The sequence below is a fragment of the Pseudomonas gebzensis genome (assembly GCF_034427815.1).
In the GTDB taxonomy this organism is placed as follows: Bacteria; Pseudomonadota; Gammaproteobacteria; order Pseudomonadales; family Pseudomonadaceae; genus Aquipseudomonas.
In genome coordinates, this window is sequence record NZ_JAXQNS010000001.1 from 618154 (window position 1) to 639003 (window position 20850).

Genomic DNA, 20850 nt, shown 5'->3' on the forward strand with positions numbered 1-20850 from the left:
AGGCCCCATGACTTTTGAAACCGACATCCAGAAGCTGGAGCCTGGCAACCAGATCCGGCTATACGAAGTGGACGCCACGCGCCTGGGCGGCAACGTCATGCGCTTCCATGGCCACGCGCAGGAGGGAGACATCATCTGGCAGGGCAAGGCTTATTCGCCGCTGCAGCTCGAAGCGAAGGGCTTCGACATTCGCGGTGATGGCCGGCCGGCCACCCCCACCTTGCAGATGGCCAACGAGATCGCCGGCGTGCGCGGCGCGATCACGGCGCTGTGCCTGGCGCTCAAAGACTTGGTCGGCTCGCGCGTCACCGTCATCGAGACGTTCCGGCACTTCCTCGATGCCGCCAACTTCCCCGAGGGCAACCCCTCGGCATCGAATCAGGCGCGCATCAATCTGTGGTTCATCGAGCAGAAGACCGAGGAAGACCCTGCCCAGGTGACCTTCGCCCTGTCGAGCCCGCTCGACTTCGGCGGCCAGCAACTGCCCAGCCAGCAGATCACCAAGCTGTGCCGCTGGGCTTGCCGTGGCGGGTACCGGGGCGAGGCCTGCGCCTACACGGGCGCCGCGATGTTCACCAAGCAGGACGAGCCCACCGACAACCCGGCGCTCGACCGCTGCTCAGGCCGCTGGCGCAGCTGCAAGCTGCGAAGCAACACCCGCCGCTTCGGCGGCTCCATGGGCGCAAGCCTGATCGCCAGTTCGAGGTAACCCATGCGCATCAACCAACAGCTGCAGGCCGCGATCCGCGCGCATGCCGAACGCGAGTACCCGGCCGAGGCCTGTGGGGTGCTGATCAAGACCGAGCAGGGCCGCGAATACGTGCCCTGCCGCAACCTGGCGCACACCAAGCGCGACCAGTTCACCCTCGATCACCAAGACCTGGCCGACGCCGAGGACCGCGGCGAGCTGCTGGCCATCATCCATAGCCACCCGGACGCTGCCCCGCGCCCGAGTATGGCCGACCGGGTCAGCTGCGAGCTGCACGAAGTGCCTTGGGGCATCGTTGGCTGGCCGGGGGGCGACATCGAGTGGTTCGGTCCGACCGGCTACCAGGCGCCACTGCTGGGCCGCGAGTTCTCCCACGGTTTGCTCGACTGCTGGGGCGCCTGCCGCGACTGGTACGCGCGCGAGGCCGGGCTGGTGCTGCCCAACTTCGAGCGCCGCGACCTGTGGTGGGAAGTGGCCGATGGCCCCAGCCATTACGAAGACAACTTCGCCGAGGTCGGCTTTACCCAGGTGCAGGTGCCGCAGCGGGGCGACCTGCTGATCTTCCTTGTGCCATCGCCCGGCCGGCCGTGCTTCCACCCGAACCACGCTGCGATCTACCTAGGCGATGAGCCGGCGCTGGTGAGCGAAGACGCTCCGGCACTTGGTGGCGCCGGGCCGTTCATCTTCCACCACATGGCAGGCCGAGCCTCGGCGCGCGAGGTATACGGCTGGTCCATGGCCAACCGTTGCCGGCTGATCCTGCGGCACAAGGACTACCGGAAATGAAACGCACGATCAAACTTTACGGGGTGCTGCGCAAGCACTTCGGGCGCGAGTACCAGCTGGAGGTCAACAGCGCGCAGGACGCCATCCACGCCCTCTGCGCAATGGTGCCGGGGTTCGAGAACTTCCTGGCCACCGGTGAAGAGCGGGGGCTGGTATTCACCGTGTTTTCCGGCTCGCGCAACCTGGCGGCTGAAGAGCTGGAAATGTGCGGCGCTGATGCCGGCGATATCCGTATTGCCCCGATCATCCAGGGCAGCAAGCAGGCGGGGCTGTTTCAAGTGGTGCTAGGCGTTGTGCTGATTGTGGCCGGCCTCCTCACCGGCGGCACAACTTCAGCTCTAGGCGTAGGGCTGCTCGCTGGCGGCGCCGGCATGGCAGTCGCCGGTGCCGTGCAGATGCTTTCGCCCACGCCGAAGACCGGCGGTCTTGATCGCAACGACGACGGCAACAACCCGTCCTACGGTTTCGGCGGCGCTGTCACCACCATCGCCCAGGGCAACCCCTACCCACTGCTGTACGGCGAGCGCGAGATCGGCGGCGCCGTCGAGTCCGGCGGCATTCGCACCGCCGATCAGCTGTAGCCCCACCCGGCCTCAACCCAATTCGGAGCAATCATGACCGCAGCCAAGAAGCCGCGCGGCCTCCGTGCGCCTGCACGCCGCCAAGTGGTGGGCCACAAAGGTGGCGAGAAGCAACAGAAAAAGCCCGTGGTGGCGTCCAACGATACCGGCTCTATCGCAACCGCCCAGCTGCTGTATATCTGGAGCTGGGGCCCCATCGTCGGCCCGGTGAATGGCCTGAAATCGATCAAGCTGGCCGGCACGCCGCTGGTGGCCGAGGACGGCACTGTCAACTACCCGGGCGTGAAGTGGCAGTTCCGCTCTGGCGAGCTGAACCAGGAGCGGCTGACGGGCATCACAGAGGCCAGCAATGAAATTCAGGTCGGCCAGGAGCTGCGCACCAAGGCCCCGTACCTGCGCAGCATCAACAACGCCATGCTCGACGCCGTGCGCGTGCGCCTCAGCTGGCCGCAGCTCACCCACCAGGACAGCACCGGCAATATCAGCGGCGTGCGCATCGAATACGCCATCGATGTGGCTACCGATGGCGGCCCGTACCAGACGCTGGTTGCCAGCGAGGTCAACCGCAAGAACATCACCAAGTACGAGCGCGACCACCGTATCGAGCTGCCGGCCGGCAGCCGGTGGACAGTGCGCGTGCGCCGGATCACGCCCGAGGCGGGTTCTGAGTTCATTCAGGATGGTATGTACGTCGAGGCCATCGCCGAGCTCGTCGACAGCGATCAGGAATACCCGCTGACGGCGGTCGGCAGTATTGAGTACGACGCCCAGCAGTTCGGCGGTGATATCGCCAAGATCGCGGTGCTGATGCGCGGCCGGATCGTCAAGGTGCCTGCGAACTACAACGCCGTCACTCGCACCTACGCGACATCCGGTCCCGGCACCAGCGGCGGCATCTGGGACGGCACCTTCAAGGAGGCGTACACCAACAACCCGGCCTGGGTGCTGTACGACCTGGTGCTGCACCCGTATTACGGCCTGGGCGAGCGTATCAACGCCTCGATGGTCAATCGCTGGTCCCTGTACCGCATCGGGCAGTTCTGCGACCAGTTGGTGCCGGACGGGATGGGCGGCCAAGAGCCGCGCTTCACCTGCAACCTGTACCTGCAGAAGCAGGCCGACGCCTGGGCGGTGATTCAGGACCTGGCCTCGATCTTCCATGGCTTGGCGTTCTGGGACGGCAGCCAGATCATCGTCAACGCCGACATGCCTCAGGATTCGGCCTACACCTACACGATGGCGCAGATCATCGGCGGCAATGCGGTGAGCTACCAAGGCTCAAAATGGCGCGACCGCCACAGCCAGGCCATCGTGTCGTTCGACGACCCGGCGCAGGGCTTCGATACCGACAAAGAACCGGTGTTCGATGAAGACGCCATTGCCGAGTTCGGCGTGCGCGAGCTGTCGGTCGAAGCACCCGGGTGCACCTCCCGTGGCCAGGCCCAGCGCGCCGGTCACTGGGCGTTGATGACCGAGCAGCTGCAAACCCGGGGCACCACGATCCGCGTGGGCCTGGACGGCTACATTCCCAAACCGGGCAAGGTCATCTCGCTGGCCGATCCCATGTTGGCTGGCCGGGCCAACGGCGGGCGCATCTCGGCAGTCGCCGGGCGCGTCGTGACGCTGGACCGTGACATCGTGGTACCAACCGGCGCGCGCCTGCTGGTCAACCTGCCCAGCGGCAAGTCCGAGGCGCGGCAGGTGCGCTCGGTGGCTGGTCGCAAGGTCACCGTCATGGCCGATTACAGCGAAGTGCCCCATGCCGAGTGCGGCTGGGCGCTGGATTACGACGACCTGAAGCTGATGCAGTTCTACGTGCGCAACGTCACGCGCCCGGAGTGGCACCAGTTCCAGCTCGAGCTGATCCAGCACGAGCCGAGCAAATTCTCGGCCATCGACTACGGCACCATGATCGACGACCGCCCGATCAGCGTGCTGCCACCTGGTGTGCAAGCCGCGCCGGCGCGTGTGCTCATCACCAGCCACTCGGCCATTGACCAGGGCATTGCCGTCACCACGATGACGATCGGCTGGGACGCTGCGCCAGGCGCGGTCGCCTATGAGGTGGAATGGCGCTGGGGTTCACGGGAATGGGTGCGCATGCCGGCCACGGGCGAGCTGGCCACCGACGTGCGCGGCGTCTACGCCGGCCAGTACCTGGCGCGGGTGCGGGCGATCAGCGCGATGGATGTGGCGTCGATCCCGACCACGTCGATGCTGACTCAGATTGCAGGCAAGACCACGCCGCCGCCGGCTGTCACGCATCTCACTACCGAAAGCCTGATCTTCGGCATCGGTTTGAAGTGGGGCTTTCCCGCTGGCGCCCAGGACACCCAGCGTACCGAGCTGTGGTACAGCGCCGGCAGCGTGCTGGCCGATGCCACCAAGCTGGCGGATCTGGCGTACCCGCAGGACAAACACACCCTGCAGGGCCTGCGCGCCGGGCAGCGCTTCTTCTTCTGGGCGCGCCTGGTGGACCGCTCCGGCAACGTGGGTCCGTGGTTCCCGAGCGGCACTACGCTCGTCACCGGCCAGGCCAGTGCCGATGCCGGCCCGATCCTCGAGCAGATCGCCAAGCAGATCGGCGAGAGCGAACTGGGCAAGGAGCTCACCAGCAAAATCGAGAAGATCGCGCTCATCGATGGCAACGGCCCGGGCTCGGTCAACGAGCGGGTCGGTACCGCCAAGACAGAGCTGGCCAAGCAGATCAGCGACGTCAACAACGCCCTCAACACCACCAAGGGCAATTTGCAGCAGCAGATCAATGCGGTGAGTGCTGACGTCACGGCTGCGAAGACCGACCTGCAGCAGCAGATTGCCAATGTTTCGGCGCTGGCCGGCTCGCTGCCGTACCGCAAGGACAAAGCCTACAGCGTCAACCAGAGCGCCCTTGGCAGCGACGGCAAGCTGTACCAGGCCATCAAGGCGGTACCGCTGAACACGCCGCCGCCGAACGCGACGTACTGGACGGATGTTGGCCAGGCCGTTGTTACGGCCAATGGCGTGGCCGCGAGGGTGTCGAAGGTCGAGACCGACGTCTCAACGCTCGACGGCAAGGTGACCGCGCAGGCCTCGCAGATCAGCGGGCTGCAAGCGGGTCTTTCCACGACCAACGACAATGTGACCAAGAAGGCCGATGCTTCAGCTGTGAACAGCCTGGGGCTGCGCGTGTCCGACGCCGAGGGCAAGCTGACGTCCCAGGCCACGCGCCTGGACGGCATGCAGACCAGCATCGACGGCAAGGCGAGCTCGCAGGCCCTGCAGCAGGTTACCAGCCGGGTGACGGCCACCGAAGATAAGGACAAGACCCAGGACCAGCAGTTGACCTCGCAGAGCCAGGCCCTGACCTCGCTCAAGGACAGTGTGGACAAGAAGGCCGATTCGTCGGCTGTTCAGTCACTGAGCAACGAGGTGAAACAGCAGGGGCAGACGCTCACGTCGCAGGGGCAGTCGCTGGTCGCTATCAACTCGACCATCGGCCAGCTGGGCGGGGAGAACTGGATTTACAACCCGTCTTTTGAAAAGACCGGTTCCGGCGGCCTGGCCGATGGCTGGGCGCGGGGAGGCGCCAGCGGCGTCACCGCCAATCCAAGCATCGTCCCTTCGGCGCTAGCCTCCGGAGAGTTTGCCCAGCGCATTGATGTGACTGGGGTATCGGCCTCGGCATGGAGCCGGATCGGGAACGTGGCCAATCGCCGGGTCAAAGTCAGCCCCGGCGCTGCTGTCACCCTGTCGGCCTATGTTCGCGGCACGGCTGGCTTGAACGTGCGTTGCGAGATCCAGTTCCTCAACGCCGCCGGCAGTGGTATCAGCGGCGTGCCCGTGGCCGCCAACACCTTGGCGACTTCGGACTATGCCCGCCTGTCGCACAGCGCAGTGGCGCCGCAGGGGACAGTCGAGTGCAACTTCTTCGTCACCTGCTACGGCACCGCGGCGATCAGCTCAGCGTTCCTTGAAGTCGACCGGTGCCAGCTGGAGTTCAGCCCCTCTGTGGGTGGCTGGCGAGATAATGGCGCGGTCAATGCCGATGCAGCCACTGCCGCTGCCTCTGCGGTGCAGAACCTCTCTGGGCGGGTGGATCAGACCGAATCGTCACTGACCTCCCAGTCGGGCGCGATCACCCAGCTGTCCAACTCGCTGAACACCACCAGCCAAGAGGTGAGCAAGAAGGCCGATGCCTCTACGGTCCAGTCGCTGGGCAATACCGTGTCGCAGCAGGGCACGGCTATCAGCGCCAACGGACGCGCCCTGACGGGGATCAGCGCGAGCCTGAGCAACCTCGGCGCAAGCGGCGTCAACCTAATCCCGGCAGAATACTGCGCGTTTGCAAAGGATCTGCCCGCGAACATGTATTCGAACGGTGGGGTGGCGATGAACACCGTGGCCGACGCTGCTGCCTTCAAGGGCTATGCGCTGAAGGCTGCCAACAGCAATGTCGATTCGCACACCTTTGGCTTGAACAGCGGGTTCACCGCGGCCGGCTGCAACATAGGCTTCAAGCCGGGCAAGTATCTGGTGTCGTTCTATGCCAGGGCAGAGGTGGCAGGTCACGTCGTCGGGGTGTACGCGCGCGTGCTCCTCGCTGATGGTTCGTCGTTCAAGACCTCGAACGCCCCGACCTTCACGTTGACCTCCGCGTGGGCCAGGTATGTAGGCGTCATCGACCTGACCGACCCGGCGTACACCGGTACGCAGATGCAGCTCGCGATCCAGAGCAACCGCTCCGGCGTCGCCAACCGGGTCACCTACTACGACCGCTTTATGTTCGAAGCTGCCGTCAACGACCAGGTAGAGCCGTCCACCTTCAGCATGGGCAACAGCTTCGACCAGTCGGCGGTGCTTGCCGAGGCGACCACGGCGCTGTCTGGCCGAGTCGGTAAAAACGAGGAAGGCCTGACCTCGACCAGTTCGCAGCTGACGCAGTTGAAGAACTCGATTGGCGGCAGCGGCGTGAACCTCTTGCCGGCCGAGTATTCGACGTTCCAGAAAACGCTGCCTGCCATTGACGGCAGCAGCTACGTGGCGAGCCTGGACAGCGATGCGGCGACCTTCAGCGGCGCCGCCTTGAAGTTCACTTGGTCGAGCGACTCGGTGGCGCTGGCCGCGTTCCTTGCGGCAAGCCGAAACGTTGGCAACATGGGCATGAAGCCGCAGAAGTTCATCATCTCGTATCGCGCGCGGGCGAGTGTCGCCGGGCACGTGGTGGCGCTATACCTGCGAAGCATCAACGCAGACGGCAGCGCCTCGAACAGCCCAGCGGCTACGCAACAGGCGCTGACCACGGCATGGGCTCGCTACTCTTATATCGCCGACCTGTCAGGAGGGGGATTCACCGGCGACAAGATGCTGCTGGCGCTGCAAATGAACCGGTCTGGGGTGTCGGGCCGATCGGTGTGGTTTGACCAGATCATGGTCGAGCAGGTGGTGGGCGATGGGACGGTGCCCAGCACGTTCGTGCCAGGCAACACCGCCGATCAAACCAGCGCTGCTGCCTCGGCAGTCGAATCGCTGAACTCGGCGGTGACTCAACAGGGCAAAGACCTCACCTCAGTTACTGGCCGCACGACCTTACTGGAAAACTCGGTCAACAGCACCAGCAGCGGCCTGGCCACGAAGGCCAGCACCAGCGCGCTACAGACCCTCACGGGTCGCGTGACGGCGACGGAAAGCGGCTTGACCGCCGCCAACTCGAGCATCACCCGCATCGGCAGCCAGGTCGGCGCCATCGGCGGTACCGGGTCCAACCTGATCCCGGCTGAGTATTCGACGTTTACCGACACGCTACCGGCATTCCGTGCCCAAGGCGGCCTCGGTATCACTGCCCAGGCGGACAGCACGGCTTATTCCGGTAGCTTGCTGAAAGTCGATTCCAGCTCAGGGTCCGGCTGGATGTGGCTGGCGGCCAGCCCCTCGGACTACAACCTTCGGCTGGTGGCCGGGCGGCAGTACATCGTCTCCTTCTGGGCCAAAGGCAGCACTGCGCACATCGTGGCGGTACGCCTGCGGTACCAGAACACCGCAGGGGGCGAGACGGAGATTGCGGCAGCGAACGTCAACGTGGCCACTGATATGGCGCGACTGAGCCTGACGTTCACGGCACCCGCGGCGCTGGTAGGACCTGCGTGCATCGTGCTGTTCACGCAGTCCGCGGCAAATGCGGGCATCACCTGGTTCGATGGCTTCATGGTCGAGGAGAAGATCGGCGAGGCTACGGCGCCGTCGGCCTTCACGCCAGGCACTTCGACGCGGCAGGCCGCTGGCCAGGCGCTCGCAGTGGCGGCGCTGGACACGAAGGTCACGCAGCAAGGGGCCAAGATCGAGTCGGAGGCCAAACGCACGGACGGGCTGTATACGTCGGTTGGGAATGCCAACGCTGCCATTCAAAGTGAAGCCTCCGCTCGCTCGGATGGCGACACAGCACTGGGTCGACGGATCGATACGGTGCAAAGCAGCGTAGGCAGCGCCAACGCCTCAATCCAGAGCGAAGCGCAAACGCGGGCCAGCGCTGACACGGCCCTGGGCCGGCGCGTTGATACGGTCCAGAGCAACCTGGGCAACACCAACGCGTCAGTGCAACAGGTCGCGACAGCTCAGGCGAATCTCAAAGGAGAGCTCAACGCCCAGTACTCAGTTCGGGTCCAGGTCAACCATCAGGGAGGGTATTACCACTTCGGCGGCTTCGGGATCGGCGTTACGGAACAGGGTGGAGTCGTCCAGTCTGCGTTCGTGGTGTATGCCGACCAGTTCATATTGATCAATGGCAATAGCGGCGGGTTGTCTTCGCCATGGTCAGTGGTGGGCGGACAGACGTTTATCGCCGATGCCTACATCCGTGACGCGAGTATCGGCACCGCCAAGATTGCCGATGCTGCTATTACCGCTGCCAAGATTGGTGTGGCAGAGGTTGATACGCTACGGATCAGGGGCAATGCGGTGACCGTCCCGACAACTTACACAGTACCCGACAGTAGCGCAGGCGCCGGCACTGGGGCATGGATGGACCTCGTTGCAATCCAAGTAACAATGGACCAGCCAGGCATGATCCAGGTCCAGTTTTCCTGTGCCCAGGACTACACCAACGCGCAGTATTTCTTCCGATCACTGTTTGAGGTGTACATCAATGGGACCAGGATCGCGACTGCAGGTGGGTCTGCGGTGTCCACATCCCCGGTATTGGTGGGCGCGATTGGCGTCGGTGCCGGGACATTCATTATCAAGGCACGCTGGTGGGCGGAGAACTCAACCATCGTCGTGCGAGACAAGGTGCTCTTTGCAATGGGGTGTAAACGATGAGCGAAATGGAGCGCTACGCGACCTACGACAGCACCGGACGGATTGTCGGGGTGCTCAGCTGTCCTGCCGGGATGGGGGCGGCGAATATTCGCCTGAACACAAGCTTGCCGGCGATCAAGGTGCCTTGCATGGTAAGCCCGGAAGAGCATTTCGTGAGTGACGGCACTGTGCGGGACCGACCCCAAGGCCTTGCCAGGCTCAAAGGCCGCACGCTTTTGGGCGTGCCGGCTGGTGCAGCGGTGACCATCGAAGGGAGTAAGTACCTGGCGGATGGAACTGACATCGAACTGCACTTTTCGGCACCGGGATGCTACCGCGTCTTGGTCAGTCTATGGCCATACCTCGAGCAGGAGTTCATCGTTGAAAATCCAGCATAAGTGCAACCATGAGGAGCGGCGCGCCGCTGATTACCCGCCGCTCGAAGAGCAGATGGATATGCTCTGGCATGCGATGGATCAAGGAACGATGCCCAAGGCCGAACCGTTTTACTCCACTCTTCAAAGAGTGAAGCAGCAGTACCCCAAGACCTGACGGTCAAACACACCGAAGCCCGCCTCTTGCGGGTATTTTTTTGCCTGGAGAAAACCCATGCCCTATGTAGCGATCAACCTCACCAACGACTACGACGCAGCCAACAAAACCCGCTATGCCACCCAGGAAGAAGCCGATGCCCGCGCTCGCGAGATCCTGAATCAGTTCCCGACTGCCCAGGTCTGCGTGGCCCAGGTGCTCAAGGACTACAGCGCCAAGGTCTCAATCACCGCCAAGGAGCCTGCCGCCGCTGTGCCGGAACATGAAGCGCCGGCCGCCTGACCTCTCGCATCCAATCCAAGCCCGCCCCGTGCGGGCTTTTTCATTTTTGGAGAACACATATGGCTCGAATCTCCGCCGCCGACGCTGGCGGCATCAATGTGCTCGCTTTCCTGGACATGCTGGCCTGGTCCGAAGGCACCTCAACCATCAAGGCCAGCGACGACGGCTACAACGTGCAGGTGGGCGGGGCGCTGTTCACTGACTACAGCCGGCACCCCGGTGTGAAGGTCTGGCTGCCGCGGTACCGCATCCACAGCAGCGCCGCCGGCCGGTACCAGTTCCTCGCCGGGACCTGGGCCGCCATCGTCAAGAACTACGGTTTCAAGGGGCGCTTCATCCCGGAAGCCCAGGACCTGGCCGCGATCAAGCTGCTGACGGAGTGCGGCGCGCTGCCGCTGATCAAAGCCGGTCGCATCGCCGACGCGATCGCCAAGGCTGCGCCGATCTGGGCCAGCCTGCCCGGTGCCGGCTACGGCCAGCGCGAGCACAAGCTGGCGGCGCTGCTCGGCATTTTTGAAGCGGAGCGGGCGGTCGAGGCCAAGCCGCAGGACCAGCTGCTGGCGATGTTTGCGGCCTGCGGCGGGGAGATGGCGGCGTGACCTGGCCGATTCGGCTTGGCCTGATCGCGCTGGTGTTGGCGTCCTACTGGGGCGCCTACCAACATGGCCGGTCGGTAGAGCGCAGCCGGGCCCTGACCGCCTCGGCGCAGCGCGACAGCGGCCACCGGCTGGCCGAGGCTGTGGGCGAGCGTAACGCCCGCGAGGAAGAACAACGAGGCGCCCAGGCGCAGGAGGAGGCGAGAGCCCATGCACACGAAAAACACCAGGTGGCTGACGCTGGCGCTGCTGGCGCCGATGCTGCTGGCCAGCGGTTGCAGCGCGACGCCGCCCAGTTCGCCACCGCCGTCAGTTGCCCCGGCCCGGATACCGCCGCTGTCTCCCGAGGCCAGGCAGCCACCCGCGCCGCCATGGTGCTCTCCGACCTGCTCGCACGGGCTGATGCTCGAGCGGGAGAGCTGGCGAAAGCGTATGACCGTGCCCGAGTAGCGGGAGAGCAGTGCGCGGCAGAGTACGACGCGCTGCTCAACAGACGGGCAAAGGGAGATGCCCACCAGTAATTCGAGGCTTCATGCAAAGAGAGCGGCCACCGGGGATGCGTCAACATCCCTGCTGACCGCCAGACCCGCAGACTAACCCTGCAAGCCCAGCCGAGGCTCCCGCTCTGTGCACAAAGCACGGCGAGCCTAGCACCTGTTTATCCATACAGTAAAGGTTTGCAAATTGACCAATCCAATTATTCCCTGGATGGGCGGCAAGCGTCGCCTGGCCGACCGCCTCATTCCTCTCTTCCCTGCTCACGAGTGCTACGTCGAGGTGTTCGCCGGCGGCGCTGCACTCTATTTCATGCGGCCCCAGCCCGCCCCCGTGGAGGTACTGAACGACCTCAACGGGGACCTCATTAACCTCTACCGCGTGGTGCAGAACCACCTCGAAGAGTTCGTCCGCCAGTTCAAGTGGGCGCTGTCATCACGGCAGATCTTCGAGTGGCAGAAGATGACCCGCCCGGAGACGCTGACCGATATCCAGCGCGCGGCGCGGTTCTTCTACCTGCAGCAGCATGCTTTCGGCGGCAAGGTCTCGGGCCAGACATTCGGTACCGCCACAACCGGCCCGGCTATCAACCTGATGCGCATTGAGGAAAATCTGTCAGCAGCCTGGCAACGGCTGGCTGGCACCTACGTCGAGAATCTCTCATGGCTGGACTGCGCGCAGCGCTACGACCGGGCGCACACGTTCTTCTACATGGACCCGCCGTATTGGCAGACGGCCGGTTACGGGGTCGGATTTGCTTTTGAGGAGTACGAGCGCATGGCTGCGTTCATGCGGGCCTGTAAAGGCAAGGTGATGGTGAGCATCAACGACCACCCGGATATCCGCCAAGCCTTCGATGGCTTCCACTTTGAGCAACTGGACATCAGGTACACCACGACTAACCAGAGGCATGGACAAGCCGAGGTCACTGGCGAGCTGATCATCATGAACTGGGAACCAGAGGCCTTGGGGCAGTTGTTCTGAGCCTCAGCTCCCGTGCCTCTATACTGCGTAGAAAGATCACCCAGGCCGTTATCGATGAATCGCACCATCCAAGGAATGAGCAAAGCGTGCGGGCCGCTGCTGAACGAGGCGATGGCCGCACTGCGCAGGTATCACGAGGCCCAGGCGGCAGCTGATTCACCTGAGCAGATCGAGCGGCTTCGCTTGGCGGCTGAGTCGGCTTTCCAAGCCGTTACCGACTATCACCTCCATGAGACCGGTCAGCTCAGTATCATCAAGCACTGACCGCTCGGCAGCCTGCCGTTTCCAAGCGCGCTAATATCTGGCTAGGATACTGTTTTTATATACAGTGTCGGTGTCCCATGCACTTCCTGCTTATCCGTCGACTTGAGCGAGGTATTGCCATCCCGGCAGGCCAGCTCCAAAAACTCCAGCCCATGCGGGCAGACGTTCACATCGTGGATTGCCACAGTACAGCGCTGAATCGCGTGTCGACTCAGGCTTGGCTGTTCAACCCCACGCCTGGCCCCGACCTAATCCCGCGCCTGCATGACGCGCGGATCAGAAATATGGCGCAACTGGGCCTGAGCATCTCAGGGGTGGAAGAGGTTGACGGCGCGCTGTATGCGCAGTCCTGGTGGTGCAGGGTGTGCTCATGAGGGGAATTCCGAAGGCGTGGAAGGATGAACTGGACGATCGCTATGAGCTGCTGATGGACCCAGACGGCCGGGAAGTTGTGCTGAGCGCGATGGCGTATGCAGCTTGGAGGCGCGAGGATGTGGGAGACGCGGAGCTATCCGACATGCTCGAGATGGCTGAGGCAGCTCGGCTGTGGGCTCTGCAGGAGTTGGAGTTTCTGTCCGGGCTGGATGAGGTGTTTCCGATGCCGGTGTCGATTGCTGGGGAGAGGGTGATTGAGGGACTCAGCACCAGGACGGTACTGGGGAGGCCAGAACGGCAGGGAGGATGGGAGCACTTGGATATTCCAGTCGTGCACGTCGACGGAGGGGCGGCAAGCTGGCTGGAGTTTGACCAGTCACAGGACGCTGACATGAAGGACGGGGCGTGAAGTCGAGCGTGAACAGATCGTGAATCACACGGTTTGCCAGCGTGTACTTCCAGTTGTTTCCTGAGACAAAATGAACAGCTGCGGGCGGCTCAAGTCGTTGATTTCAAAGGGCTGGCTGTTGCCAACTATGATTTAGGTTCCAGCGGCGCAAGCTGTAAGAGTTCGAGTCTCTTCGTCCGCACCATCTAGCGCCCGGTTGGGCACACGAATAAAGGCAGCCCTCGGGCTGCCTTTATTCGTTTCAGGTCGGTTGATGTGCCTTGCGTCCGCGTGTTTTTAGCCAATGCTCAGTTAAAGCGGGGGTGAGGGCAGGGGCGGTTTGACCCGTTCGCGTTGCCGTCCTGCGCGCAGAGGCGCAGTTTTCTGCGCACACCCTTGAATTTTCCGCACAGCCCCCCATTTCTGATCGCCACTGACACGCGTTTAGCCCTCGAGCGTCGAGTTCGAGGCAAGCGCCGTTCGCCGTGCTGGCAGAAGGAAGCCCCATGATTGCAAAAGAACACCGCCAGACCGTTGCGCTGCAGCGCTTTGCCGAGGCCAATGCGCAATTGCTCGAGGAGATAAAAAGCCTTGATGCGCGCGAGCAGGCCCAGCAGATCCAGTGGGCGTTCGAGGATCAGGCGCAGGCGCAGGGCCTGCAGGCCTGGGAGCTTGCGCTGGAGTTGATCGCCGAGTCGCCCGAGGCACTGGCCAGCATGCGCCTTGAAACCCACCAGGAGGTGGCCGAAGCGCTGGGGCTGGGCTGGGAGGAATACTGTCATTTCAATGAGCTCGACCCCGCTGCGCCTTGAGTGTCGCCGGCTGAGGTCCAGTCCATGGTTCGCAGAAGCGCGCACAGGTTTTGGTGTGTTCGCGCCCTGGTTTTGCCGGGTCTGGCGCAATGTCGCGAGGCCTTTATCACAAAAACGTCCGGCGCAGGTTTACGTCGTCTGGAGTGGGGTGACTTCTGGTGCATGAGTCACTAGAATGTTTGCCCTTGATTTCTGGAGTCGGGCTATCGCCGGCTAACGTCTGTGCAACGAGGAATATCCATGCAAGTTTCTGTTGAAAACACTTCTGCTCTCGAGCGTCGCATGACCATCGCCGTTCCGGCTGAGCGCGTCGAGAACGAAGTCAACAAGCGTCTGCAACAGACTGCCCGTCGTGCCAAGGTCCCAGGTTTCCGTCCTGGCAAAGTGCCTATGAGCGTCATCCGTCAGCGCTACGAAGCCGCTGCCCGTGAAGAAGCCTTCGGCGACCTGGTCCAGGCGTCCTTCTATGAAGCGATCGTCGAGCAGAAGCTGAACCCGGCCGGCGCGCCAGCGGTAGAGCCAAAATCGTTCGAAAAAGGCGGCGACCTCGAGTTCGTTGCGATCTTCGAAGTCTTCCCCGAGTTCACCGTTGCCGGCCTCGAGTCGATCAGCGTCGAGCGCCTGAGCGCCGAAGTGGCCGATGCCGACCTGGACAAGATGCTGGATGTGCTGCGCAAGCAGAACGTGCGCTTTGAAGCGGTTGAGCGCGAAGCGCAGACCGATGACCAGGTCACCATCGACTTCGTCGGCAAGGTAGACGGTGAAGTGTTCCAGGGCGGTTCGGCCAAGGGCACTCAGCTGGTGCTGGGCTCGGGCCGCATGATCCCAGGCTTTGAAGACGGTCTGGTCGGCGCCAAAGCTGGCGAAGAGCGTGTCGTCAACGTCACCTTCCCCGAGGACTACCAGAACCTGGAGTTGGCCAACAAGGCTGCCGAGTTCACCATCACCGTCAATGCCGTGGCTGCTCCTCAGCTGCCAGAGCTGAACGAAGAATTCTTCGCCCAGTTCGGCATCAAGGAATCGTCGCTCGAAGGCTTCCGCACCGAAGTTCGCAAGAACATGGAGCGCGAACTGCGTCAGGCAATCAAGGCCAAGGTCAAGAACCAGGTCATGGATGGTCTGCTGGAGGCTAACCCGATCGAGGTGCCAAAAGCGCTGCTGGAGAACGAAGTCAACCGTCTGCGCGTTCAGGCTGTTCAGCAGTTCGGCGGCAACATCAAGCCCGATCAGCTGCCTGCCGAGCTGTTCGAAGAGCAGGCCAAGCGCCGCGTCGTACTGGGTCTGGTCGTGGCTGAAGTGGTCAAGCAGTTCGAGCTCAAGCCTGAAGATGCCAAGGTCCGCGAGATGATCGAAGAAATGGCCTCGGCATACCAAGAGCCTGAGCAGGTCATCGCCTGGTACTACAAAAACGACGAGCAGATGAACGAAGTGCGCTCGGTTGTGCTCGAAGAGCAAGTTGTAGATACTGTTTTGCAGAAAGCGACTGTGACCGACAAATCGGTCTCTTATGAAGAAGCGGTAAAACCAGCACAGGCTCCGGCCGCTGAGTAACACGCGCCTCTCGTAGGAAGCCCTCACAAGCCAGCCTTCGCGCTGGCTTGTGCGTATTCAAGCCATGACTATTTCGGAGTGAGTGCAGGACATGTCCCGCAATTCTTATATTCAGCAGAGCTCTGACATTCAGGCCGCCGGTGGCCTGGTCCCAATGGTTGTCGAACAGTCCGCCCGCGGCGAACGTTCTTATGACATCTACTCGCGTCTCTTGAAGGAACGCGTGATCTTCCTGGTAGGGCCGGTCGAAGACTACATGGCCAACCTGGTCGTGGCGCAGCTGTTGTTCCTCGAAGCGGAAAATCCAGACAAAGATATCCACCTGTACATCAATTCCCCAGGTGGTTCGGTGACTGCCGGGATGTCGATCTACGACACCATGCAGTTCGTCAAGCCTGACGTTTCCACCATCTGCATGGGTCAAGCCTGCAGCATGGGTGCATTCCTGCTGGCTGCCGGTGCCAAGGGCAAGCGTCACTGCCTGCCTAACTCGCGGGTGATGATTCACCAGCCACTGGGCGGTTTCCAGGGTCAGGCAACCGACATCGAAATCCACGCCCAGGAAATCCTCAGCATCAAGGCGCGCCTGAACGAGTTGCTGGCCTACCACACCGGCCAGGACATCGACACCATCAAGCGCGACACCGAGCGTGACAACTTCATGAGCGCTACCCGCGCTGCCGAGTACGGTCTGGTTGACTCGGTGTACGACAAGCGGCAACTGGTTTCCTGATCACGGCGCCAGAGCAGGCGGGCGCTGTGCGCGCCTGCCTGTGGACTTGAAAAAGACCGCAGTTGCCTTCATCTTGTGTTGCAAGCCTACCCGGATTGGATCGATCGAATGACTGACACCCGTAACGGCGAGGACAGCGGCAAATTGCTCTATTGCTCCTTCTGCGGCAAAAGCCAGCACGAAGTGCGCAAATTGATTGCCGGGCCCTCGGTATTTATCTGCGACGAGTGCGTCGACCTGTGCAATGACATCATCCGTGAGGAGGTGCAGGAAGCCCAGGCCGAGAGCAGCGCGCATAAACTGCCTTCGCCGAAAGAAATCAGCGGTATCCTGGATCAGTACGTGATTGGTCAGGAGCGCGCGAAAAAGGTGCTTGCCGTAGCGGTCTACAACCACTACAAGCGCCTCAATCAGCGTGACAAGAAGGGCGACGAAGTCGAGCTTGGCAAAAGCAACATCCTGCTGATCGGACCTACCGGTTCGGGCAAGACCCTGCTTGCCGAGACGCTTGCGCGCCTGTTGAACGTTCCGTTCACCATCGCCGACGCCACCACCCTGACCGAAGCCGGTTATGTGGGTGAAGACGTCGAGAACATCATTCAGAAGCTGCTGCAGAAGTGCGATTACGATGTCGAAAAGGCCCAGATGGGCATCGTCTACATCGATGAAATCGACAAGATCTCGCGCAAGTCCGACAACCCGTCCATCACCCGCGATGTATCTGGTGAAGGCGTGCAGCAGGCCTTGCTCAAGCTGATCGAGGGCACCGTGGCCTCGGTGCCGCCTCAAGGTGGGCGCAAGCATCCGCAGCAGGAGTTCCTGCAGGTCGATACGCGCAACATCCTGTTCATCTGCGGCGGTGCGTTCTCGGGTCTGGAAAAAGTCATCCAGAACCGTTCCGCCAAGGGTGGCATCGGTTTCGGTGCCCAGGTGCGCAGCAAGGAAGAGGGCAAGAAGGTCGGTGAATCCCTGCGTGAAGTCGAACCGGACGATCTCGTCAAGTTCGGTCTGATCCCGGAGTTCGTGGGTCGTCTGCCTGTGCTCGCAACGCTCGACGAGCTCGACGAGGCTGCCCTGGTGCAGATCCTGACCGAGCCGAAGAACGCACTGACCAAGCAATACGCCAAGCTCTTTGAAATGGAGAGCGTTGACCTCGAGTTCCGCAGCGATGCACTCAAGGCTGTGGCGCACAAGGCGCTGGAGCGCAAAACCGGCGCTCGTGGTCTGCGTTCGATCCTTGAAGGCGTGTTGCTCGATACCATGTACGACATTCCTTCGGCGAAGGATGTCAGCAAGGTCGTGATCGACGAAAGCGTCATCGAGGGTACGTCCAAGCCGCTGTTGATCTACGAGAACAGCGAGCCGCAAGCCAAGGTTGCGCCCGACGCTTGAGTCGCTAGCGCACCCTCTGCAACACCCAAAGGGGCCCTCGGGCCCCTTTCTGCATTTACTGGCCGAAGCGCTTGTAATTTTGCGGACCTGCCCCCACATTAACCCCAAGCACTATTTCCACCGGTTTCCGGCCACAGGGCCGCTGTAGAGGCGAAATCATGAAGACCACCCTCGACTTGCCTCTTTTGCCATTGCGCGATGTCGTCGTATACCCGCACATGGTCATCCCGCTGTTTGTGGGGCGCGATAAATCCATTGAAGCCCTAGAGGCGGCGATGACGGGCGACAAGCAGATCCTCCTGCTGGCCCAGAAAAACCCAGCTGACGATGATCCAGGTGAAGACGCGTTGTACCGGGTCGGCACCGTTGCCACCGTTCTGCAACTGCTCAAGCTGCCCGATGGCACGGTCAAGGTCCTGGTCGAAGGCGAACAGCGCGGTGCGGTCGAGCGCTTCAGCGAACAGGAAGGGCACATCCGTGCCGAAGTCGCCCTGATTGACGAAGTCGAGGCTGCCGAACGTGAGTCCGAAGTGTTCGTGCGTACGCTGCTGTCGCAGTTCGAGCAGTATGTTCAGCTGGGCAAGAAAGTGCCTGCCGAGGTGTTGTCGTCGCTCAACAGCATCGATGAGCCGGGTCGCCTGGTCGATACCATGGCTGCCCACATGGCGCTGAAGATCGAGCAGAAGCAGGAAATTCTTGAAATCCTCGATCTGTCTGAACGTGTCGAGCACGTGCTGGCCCTGCTCGATGGCGAGATCGACCTGCTGCAAGTCGAAAAGCGCATTCGCGGTCGCGTCAAGAAACAGATGGAGCGCAGCCAGCGCGAGTACTACCTGAACGAGCAGATGAAGGCGATTCAGAAAGAGCTCGGCGATGGCGACGAAGGCCACAACGAAATCGAAGAGCTGAAAAAGCGCATCGATGCCGCCGGCCTGCCCAAAGATGCGTTGACCAAGGCCCAGGCCGAGCTCAACAAGCTCAAGCAGATGTCGCCGATGTCAGCGGAAGCCACCGTGGTGCGCTCCTACCTCGATTGGCTGGTGCAGGTGCCGTGGAAGGCGCAGAGCAAAGTGCGTCTTGACCTGGCCAAGGCCGAGGAGATCCTCGACGCCGATCATTACGGTCTGGAAGAAGTCAAAGATCGCATCCTCGAATACCTTGCCGTGCAAAAGCGCGTCAAGAAGATTCGCGGGCCCGTGCTGTGCCTGGTAGGGCCGCCCGGGGTGGGCAAGACCTCCCTGGCTGAATCCATCGCCACCGCGACCAATCGCAAGTTTGTCCGCATGGCGCTCGGTGGTGTTCGTGATGAGGCTGAAATCCGTGGTCACCGCCGCACCTACATCGGTTCGATGCCAGGCCGTCTGATTCAGAAGATGACCAAAGTCGGTGTGCGCAACCCCCTGTTCCTGCTCGATGAAATCGACAAGATGGGCAGCGACATGCGCGGCGATCCCGCCTCGGCATTGCTGGAGGTGCTTGATCCTGAGCAGAACCACAACTTCAACGATCACTACCTGGAGGTCGATTACGACCTGTCGGATGTGATGTTCCTCTGCACCTCGAACTCGATGAACATCCCGCCAGCGTTGCTGGACCGGATGGAGATCATTCGTCTGCCCGGTTACACCGAAGACGAAAAGATCAATATCGCAGTCAAATACCTGGCCAGCAAACAGATCAAGGCCAACGGCCTGAAGAAGGACGAGCTGGAGATCGATGTCAGCGCCATCCGTGACATCATCCGCTACTACACCCGTGAAGCGGGCGTGCGTGGGCTGGAGCGCCAGATCGCCAAGATCTGCCGCAAGGTGGTGAAAGAGCATGCAGGCGAGAAACAGTTCAAGGTCAAGGTCACTGGCGAGCAGCTCGAACACCTGTTGGGCGTTCGCAAGTTCCGTTACGGCCTGGCAGAGCAGCAGGATCAGATCGGGCAAGTCACCGGGCTGGCCTGGACCCAGGTCGGCGGCGAGTTGCTGACGATTGAATCGGTCGTGATTCCTGGCAAAGGCCAGCTGATCAAGACCGGCTCGCTGGGCGATGTCATGGTCGAATCGATCACCGCCGCGCAAACCGTCGTTCGCAGCCGGGCCCGCAGCCTGGGTATTCCTGCCGACTTCCACGAGAAGCATGACGTGCATATCCACATGCCTGAGGGTGCCACGCCCAAAGACGGCCCTAGCGCCGGGATTGGCATGTGCACCGCACTGGTGTCGGCCTTGACGCAGATTCCGGTACGTGCGGATGTAGCCATGACGGGTGAGATCACGTTGCGCGGCCAGGTGCTGGCCATCGGTGGCTTGAAGGAGAAACTCCTGGCAGCTCACCGCGGCGGCATCAAGACGGTGATCATTCCGGAGGAGAACGTACGCGACTTGAAGGAGATTCCTGAAAATATCAAACAGGATCTGCACATCAAACCGGTCAAATGGATTGACGAAGTCCTCCAAATTGCGCTGCAATACGCCCCCGAGCCCTTGCCGGACGTGGCTCCGGAGATTGTCGCCAAAGATGAAAAGCGCGACAGCGATGCGAAGGAAAGAATCAGCACGCACTAGGACGTATTTCCCTGGGTGGCCTTCCTTGACAATTTTTTCGAGGCCTTGCTATAAAGCGCCTCGCAACGTCACCGGGCCACCTAGTCAGCGTTATTTGTAAGCTTTATTACATACTTAGAAACAAACTCAATTTAGAGAAATTAAGGGGACTTAGAGTGAACAAGTCGGAACTGATTGACGCTATCGCCGCTTCTGCTGACATCCCGAAAAACACCGCCGGTAAGGCGCTGGACGCTGTCCTCGAATCGGTGACCGGTGCCCTGAAGCAAGGTGACGATGTGGTACTGGTTGGTTTCGGTACTTTCACTGTCAAGGAGCGCGCTGAGCGCACGGGCCGTAACCCGCAAACGGGTAACCCGATCAAGATCAGCGCTGCCAAGGTGCCAAACTTCAAGGCCGGTAAAGGCCTGAAAGACGCCGTCAACTAAGTCGTCTTTTTCAGCCGGCCCCGACCCTGTCCGGGCCGACCGCGTGACGGCGGGAATCCAGTTTTTCCCACCGGGCACGCCCGCTTTGAGAAGGC

At 61.9% G+C, this 20850-nt stretch carries 18 protein-coding genes, 1 tRNA gene and 2 pseudogenes; all 21 read left to right on the forward strand.

Annotated elements, in window-relative coordinates; translation table 11 throughout:
- Nucleotides 1-7: 7 nt before the first annotated feature.
- Nucleotides 8-709, forward strand: coding sequence for a phage minor tail protein L (locus SJI00_RS02980; protein WP_322460250.1), 702 nt, complete (start codon nt 8-10; stop codon nt 707-709).
- A 3-nt stretch (nt 710-712) separates the two neighbouring features.
- A complete protein-coding gene (locus tag SJI00_RS02985) occupies nt 713-1495 on the forward strand; it encodes a C40 family peptidase (protein ID WP_322460251.1) in 783 nt (260 codons plus the stop codon).
- On the forward strand, nt 1492-2076 hold the full coding sequence (locus SJI00_RS02990; RefSeq protein WP_322460252.1) for a tail assembly protein: 585 nt from the start codon (nt 1492-1494) through the stop codon (nt 2074-2076). The genes SJI00_RS02985 and SJI00_RS02990 overlap by 4 nt, the downstream gene beginning before the upstream one ends.
- Before the next feature lie 33 nt (nt 2077-2109).
- A pseudogene (locus tag SJI00_RS22490) lies at nt 2110-5328 on the forward strand (TipJ family phage tail tip protein); the annotation flags it as partial.
- Nucleotides 5329-7485: 2157 nt separating this feature from the next.
- Nucleotides 7486-9369 (forward strand): phage tail tip fiber protein, encoded by a 1884-nt coding sequence (locus tag SJI00_RS22495; protein ID WP_416220990.1) that lies wholly within the window; start codon nt 7486-7488, stop codon nt 9367-9369.
- Nucleotides 9366-9746 (forward strand): hypothetical protein, encoded by a 381-nt coding sequence (locus tag SJI00_RS03000; protein ID WP_322460254.1) that lies wholly within the window; start codon nt 9366-9368, stop codon nt 9744-9746. The genes SJI00_RS22495 and SJI00_RS03000 overlap by 4 nt, the downstream gene beginning before the upstream one ends.
- Entirely contained in the window at nt 9730-9900 is a 171-nt protein-coding gene (locus SJI00_RS03005) for a hypothetical protein (RefSeq protein WP_322460255.1), read from the forward strand. Before SJI00_RS03000 ends, SJI00_RS03005 begins: the two co-directional genes overlap by 17 nt.
- Nucleotides 9901-9957: 57 nt before the next feature.
- Nucleotides 9958-10182: a hypothetical protein gene (locus SJI00_RS03010; protein WP_322460256.1), complete on the forward strand. Its 225-nt coding sequence runs from the start codon at nt 9958-9960 to the stop codon at nt 10180-10182.
- 59 nt (nt 10183-10241) lie between these two features.
- On the forward strand, nt 10242-10781 hold the full coding sequence (locus SJI00_RS03015) for a glycoside hydrolase family 24 protein (RefSeq protein ID WP_322460257.1): 540 nt from the start codon (nt 10242-10244) through the stop codon (nt 10779-10781).
- Nucleotides 10778-11299: a DUF2514 domain-containing protein gene (locus tag SJI00_RS03020; protein ID WP_322460258.1), complete on the forward strand. Its 522-nt coding sequence runs from the start codon at nt 10778-10780 to the stop codon at nt 11297-11299. The genes SJI00_RS03015 and SJI00_RS03020 overlap by 4 nt, the downstream gene beginning before the upstream one ends.
- A 163-nt stretch (nt 11300-11462) precedes the next feature.
- A complete protein-coding gene (locus SJI00_RS03025) occupies nt 11463-12257 on the forward strand; it encodes a DNA adenine methylase (RefSeq protein ID WP_322460259.1) in 795 nt (264 codons plus the stop codon).
- A gap of 54 nt (nt 12258-12311) precedes the next feature.
- Entirely contained in the window at nt 12312-12521 is a 210-nt protein-coding gene (locus SJI00_RS03030; RefSeq protein WP_322460260.1) for a hypothetical protein, read from the forward strand.
- Nucleotides 12522-12598: 77 nt separating this feature from the next.
- Entirely contained in the window at nt 12599-12895 is a 297-nt protein-coding gene (locus SJI00_RS03035) for a hypothetical protein (RefSeq protein WP_322460261.1), read from the forward strand.
- Nucleotides 12892-13089: pseudogene (locus SJI00_RS03040) on the forward strand (hypothetical protein); the annotation flags it as partial. The gene SJI00_RS03035 and the pseudogene SJI00_RS03040, both read left to right, overlap by 4 nt.
- 296 nt (nt 13090-13385) lie before the next feature.
- Nucleotides 13386-13489: transfer RNA gene (locus SJI00_RS03045), tRNA-OTHER, on the forward strand.
- Between the two features lie 301 nt (nt 13490-13790).
- Nucleotides 13791-14096, forward strand: a complete 306-nt coding sequence (locus tag SJI00_RS03050; protein WP_322460262.1) for a DUF6388 family protein — start codon at nt 13791-13793, stop codon at nt 14094-14096.
- A 240-nt stretch (nt 14097-14336) separates the two neighbouring features.
- Nucleotides 14337-15647: a trigger factor gene (tig, locus tag SJI00_RS03055; protein ID WP_322460263.1), complete on the forward strand. Its 1311-nt coding sequence runs from the start codon at nt 14337-14339 to the stop codon at nt 15645-15647.
- 91 nt (nt 15648-15738) lie between these two features.
- Nucleotides 15739-16380 carry an ATP-dependent Clp endopeptidase proteolytic subunit ClpP gene (gene clpP / locus SJI00_RS03060; RefSeq protein WP_312936257.1) on the forward strand — a complete coding sequence of 214 codons (642 nt, stop codon included), beginning with the start codon at nt 15739-15741 and terminating at the stop codon, nt 16378-16380.
- A 108-nt stretch (nt 16381-16488) separates the two neighbouring features.
- Nucleotides 16489-17772, forward strand: a complete 1284-nt coding sequence (clpX, locus tag SJI00_RS03065; protein WP_312936256.1) for an ATP-dependent Clp protease ATP-binding subunit ClpX — start codon at nt 16489-16491, stop codon at nt 17770-17772.
- Between the two features lie 158 nt (nt 17773-17930).
- Nucleotides 17931-20327 carry an endopeptidase La gene (lon, locus tag SJI00_RS03070; protein ID WP_322460264.1) on the forward strand — a complete coding sequence of 799 codons (2397 nt, stop codon included), beginning with the start codon at nt 17931-17933 and terminating at the stop codon, nt 20325-20327.
- Nucleotides 20328-20482: 155 nt separating this feature from the next.
- Nucleotides 20483-20755 (forward strand): HU family DNA-binding protein, encoded by a 273-nt coding sequence (locus SJI00_RS03075; RefSeq protein ID WP_312936351.1) that lies wholly within the window; start codon nt 20483-20485, stop codon nt 20753-20755.
- Nucleotides 20756-20850 lie beyond the last annotated feature (95 nt).

Bases quoted from the DNA above. Each gene is read 5' to 3' on its own strand.
- SJI00_RS02980 (WP_322460250.1), top strand. From the start codon at position 8: ATGACTTTTGAAACCGACATCCAGAAGCTGGAGCCTGGCAACCAGATC.
- SJI00_RS02985 (WP_322460251.1), top strand. From the start codon at position 713: ATGCGCATCAACCAACAGCTGCAGGCCGCGATCCGCGCGCATGCCGAA.
- SJI00_RS02990 (WP_322460252.1), top strand. From the start codon at position 1,492: ATGAAACGCACGATCAAACTTTACGGGGTGCTGCGCAAGCACTTCGGG.
- SJI00_RS22495 (WP_416220990.1), top strand. From the start codon at position 7,486: ATGGTCGAGCAGGTGGTGGGCGATGGGACGGTGCCCAGCACGTTCGTG.
- SJI00_RS03000 (WP_322460254.1), top strand. From the start codon at position 9,366: ATGAGCGAAATGGAGCGCTACGCGACCTACGACAGCACCGGACGGATT.
- SJI00_RS03010 (WP_322460256.1), top strand. From the start codon at position 9,958: ATGCCCTATGTAGCGATCAACCTCACCAACGACTACGACGCAGCCAAC.
- SJI00_RS03015 (WP_322460257.1), top strand. From the start codon at position 10,242: ATGGCTCGAATCTCCGCCGCCGACGCTGGCGGCATCAATGTGCTCGCT.
- SJI00_RS03030 (WP_322460260.1), top strand. From the start codon at position 12,312: ATGAATCGCACCATCCAAGGAATGAGCAAAGCGTGCGGGCCGCTGCTG.
- SJI00_RS03035 (WP_322460261.1), top strand. From the start codon at position 12,599: ATGCACTTCCTGCTTATCCGTCGACTTGAGCGAGGTATTGCCATCCCG.
- SJI00_RS03050 (WP_322460262.1), top strand. From the start codon at position 13,791: ATGATTGCAAAAGAACACCGCCAGACCGTTGCGCTGCAGCGCTTTGCC.
- tig (WP_322460263.1), top strand. From the start codon at position 14,337: ATGCAAGTTTCTGTTGAAAACACTTCTGCTCTCGAGCGTCGCATGACC.
- clpP (WP_312936257.1), top strand. From the start codon at position 15,739: ATGTCCCGCAATTCTTATATTCAGCAGAGCTCTGACATTCAGGCCGCC.
- clpX (WP_312936256.1), top strand. From the start codon at position 16,489: ATGACTGACACCCGTAACGGCGAGGACAGCGGCAAATTGCTCTATTGC.
- lon (WP_322460264.1), top strand. From the start codon at position 17,931: ATGAAGACCACCCTCGACTTGCCTCTTTTGCCATTGCGCGATGTCGTC.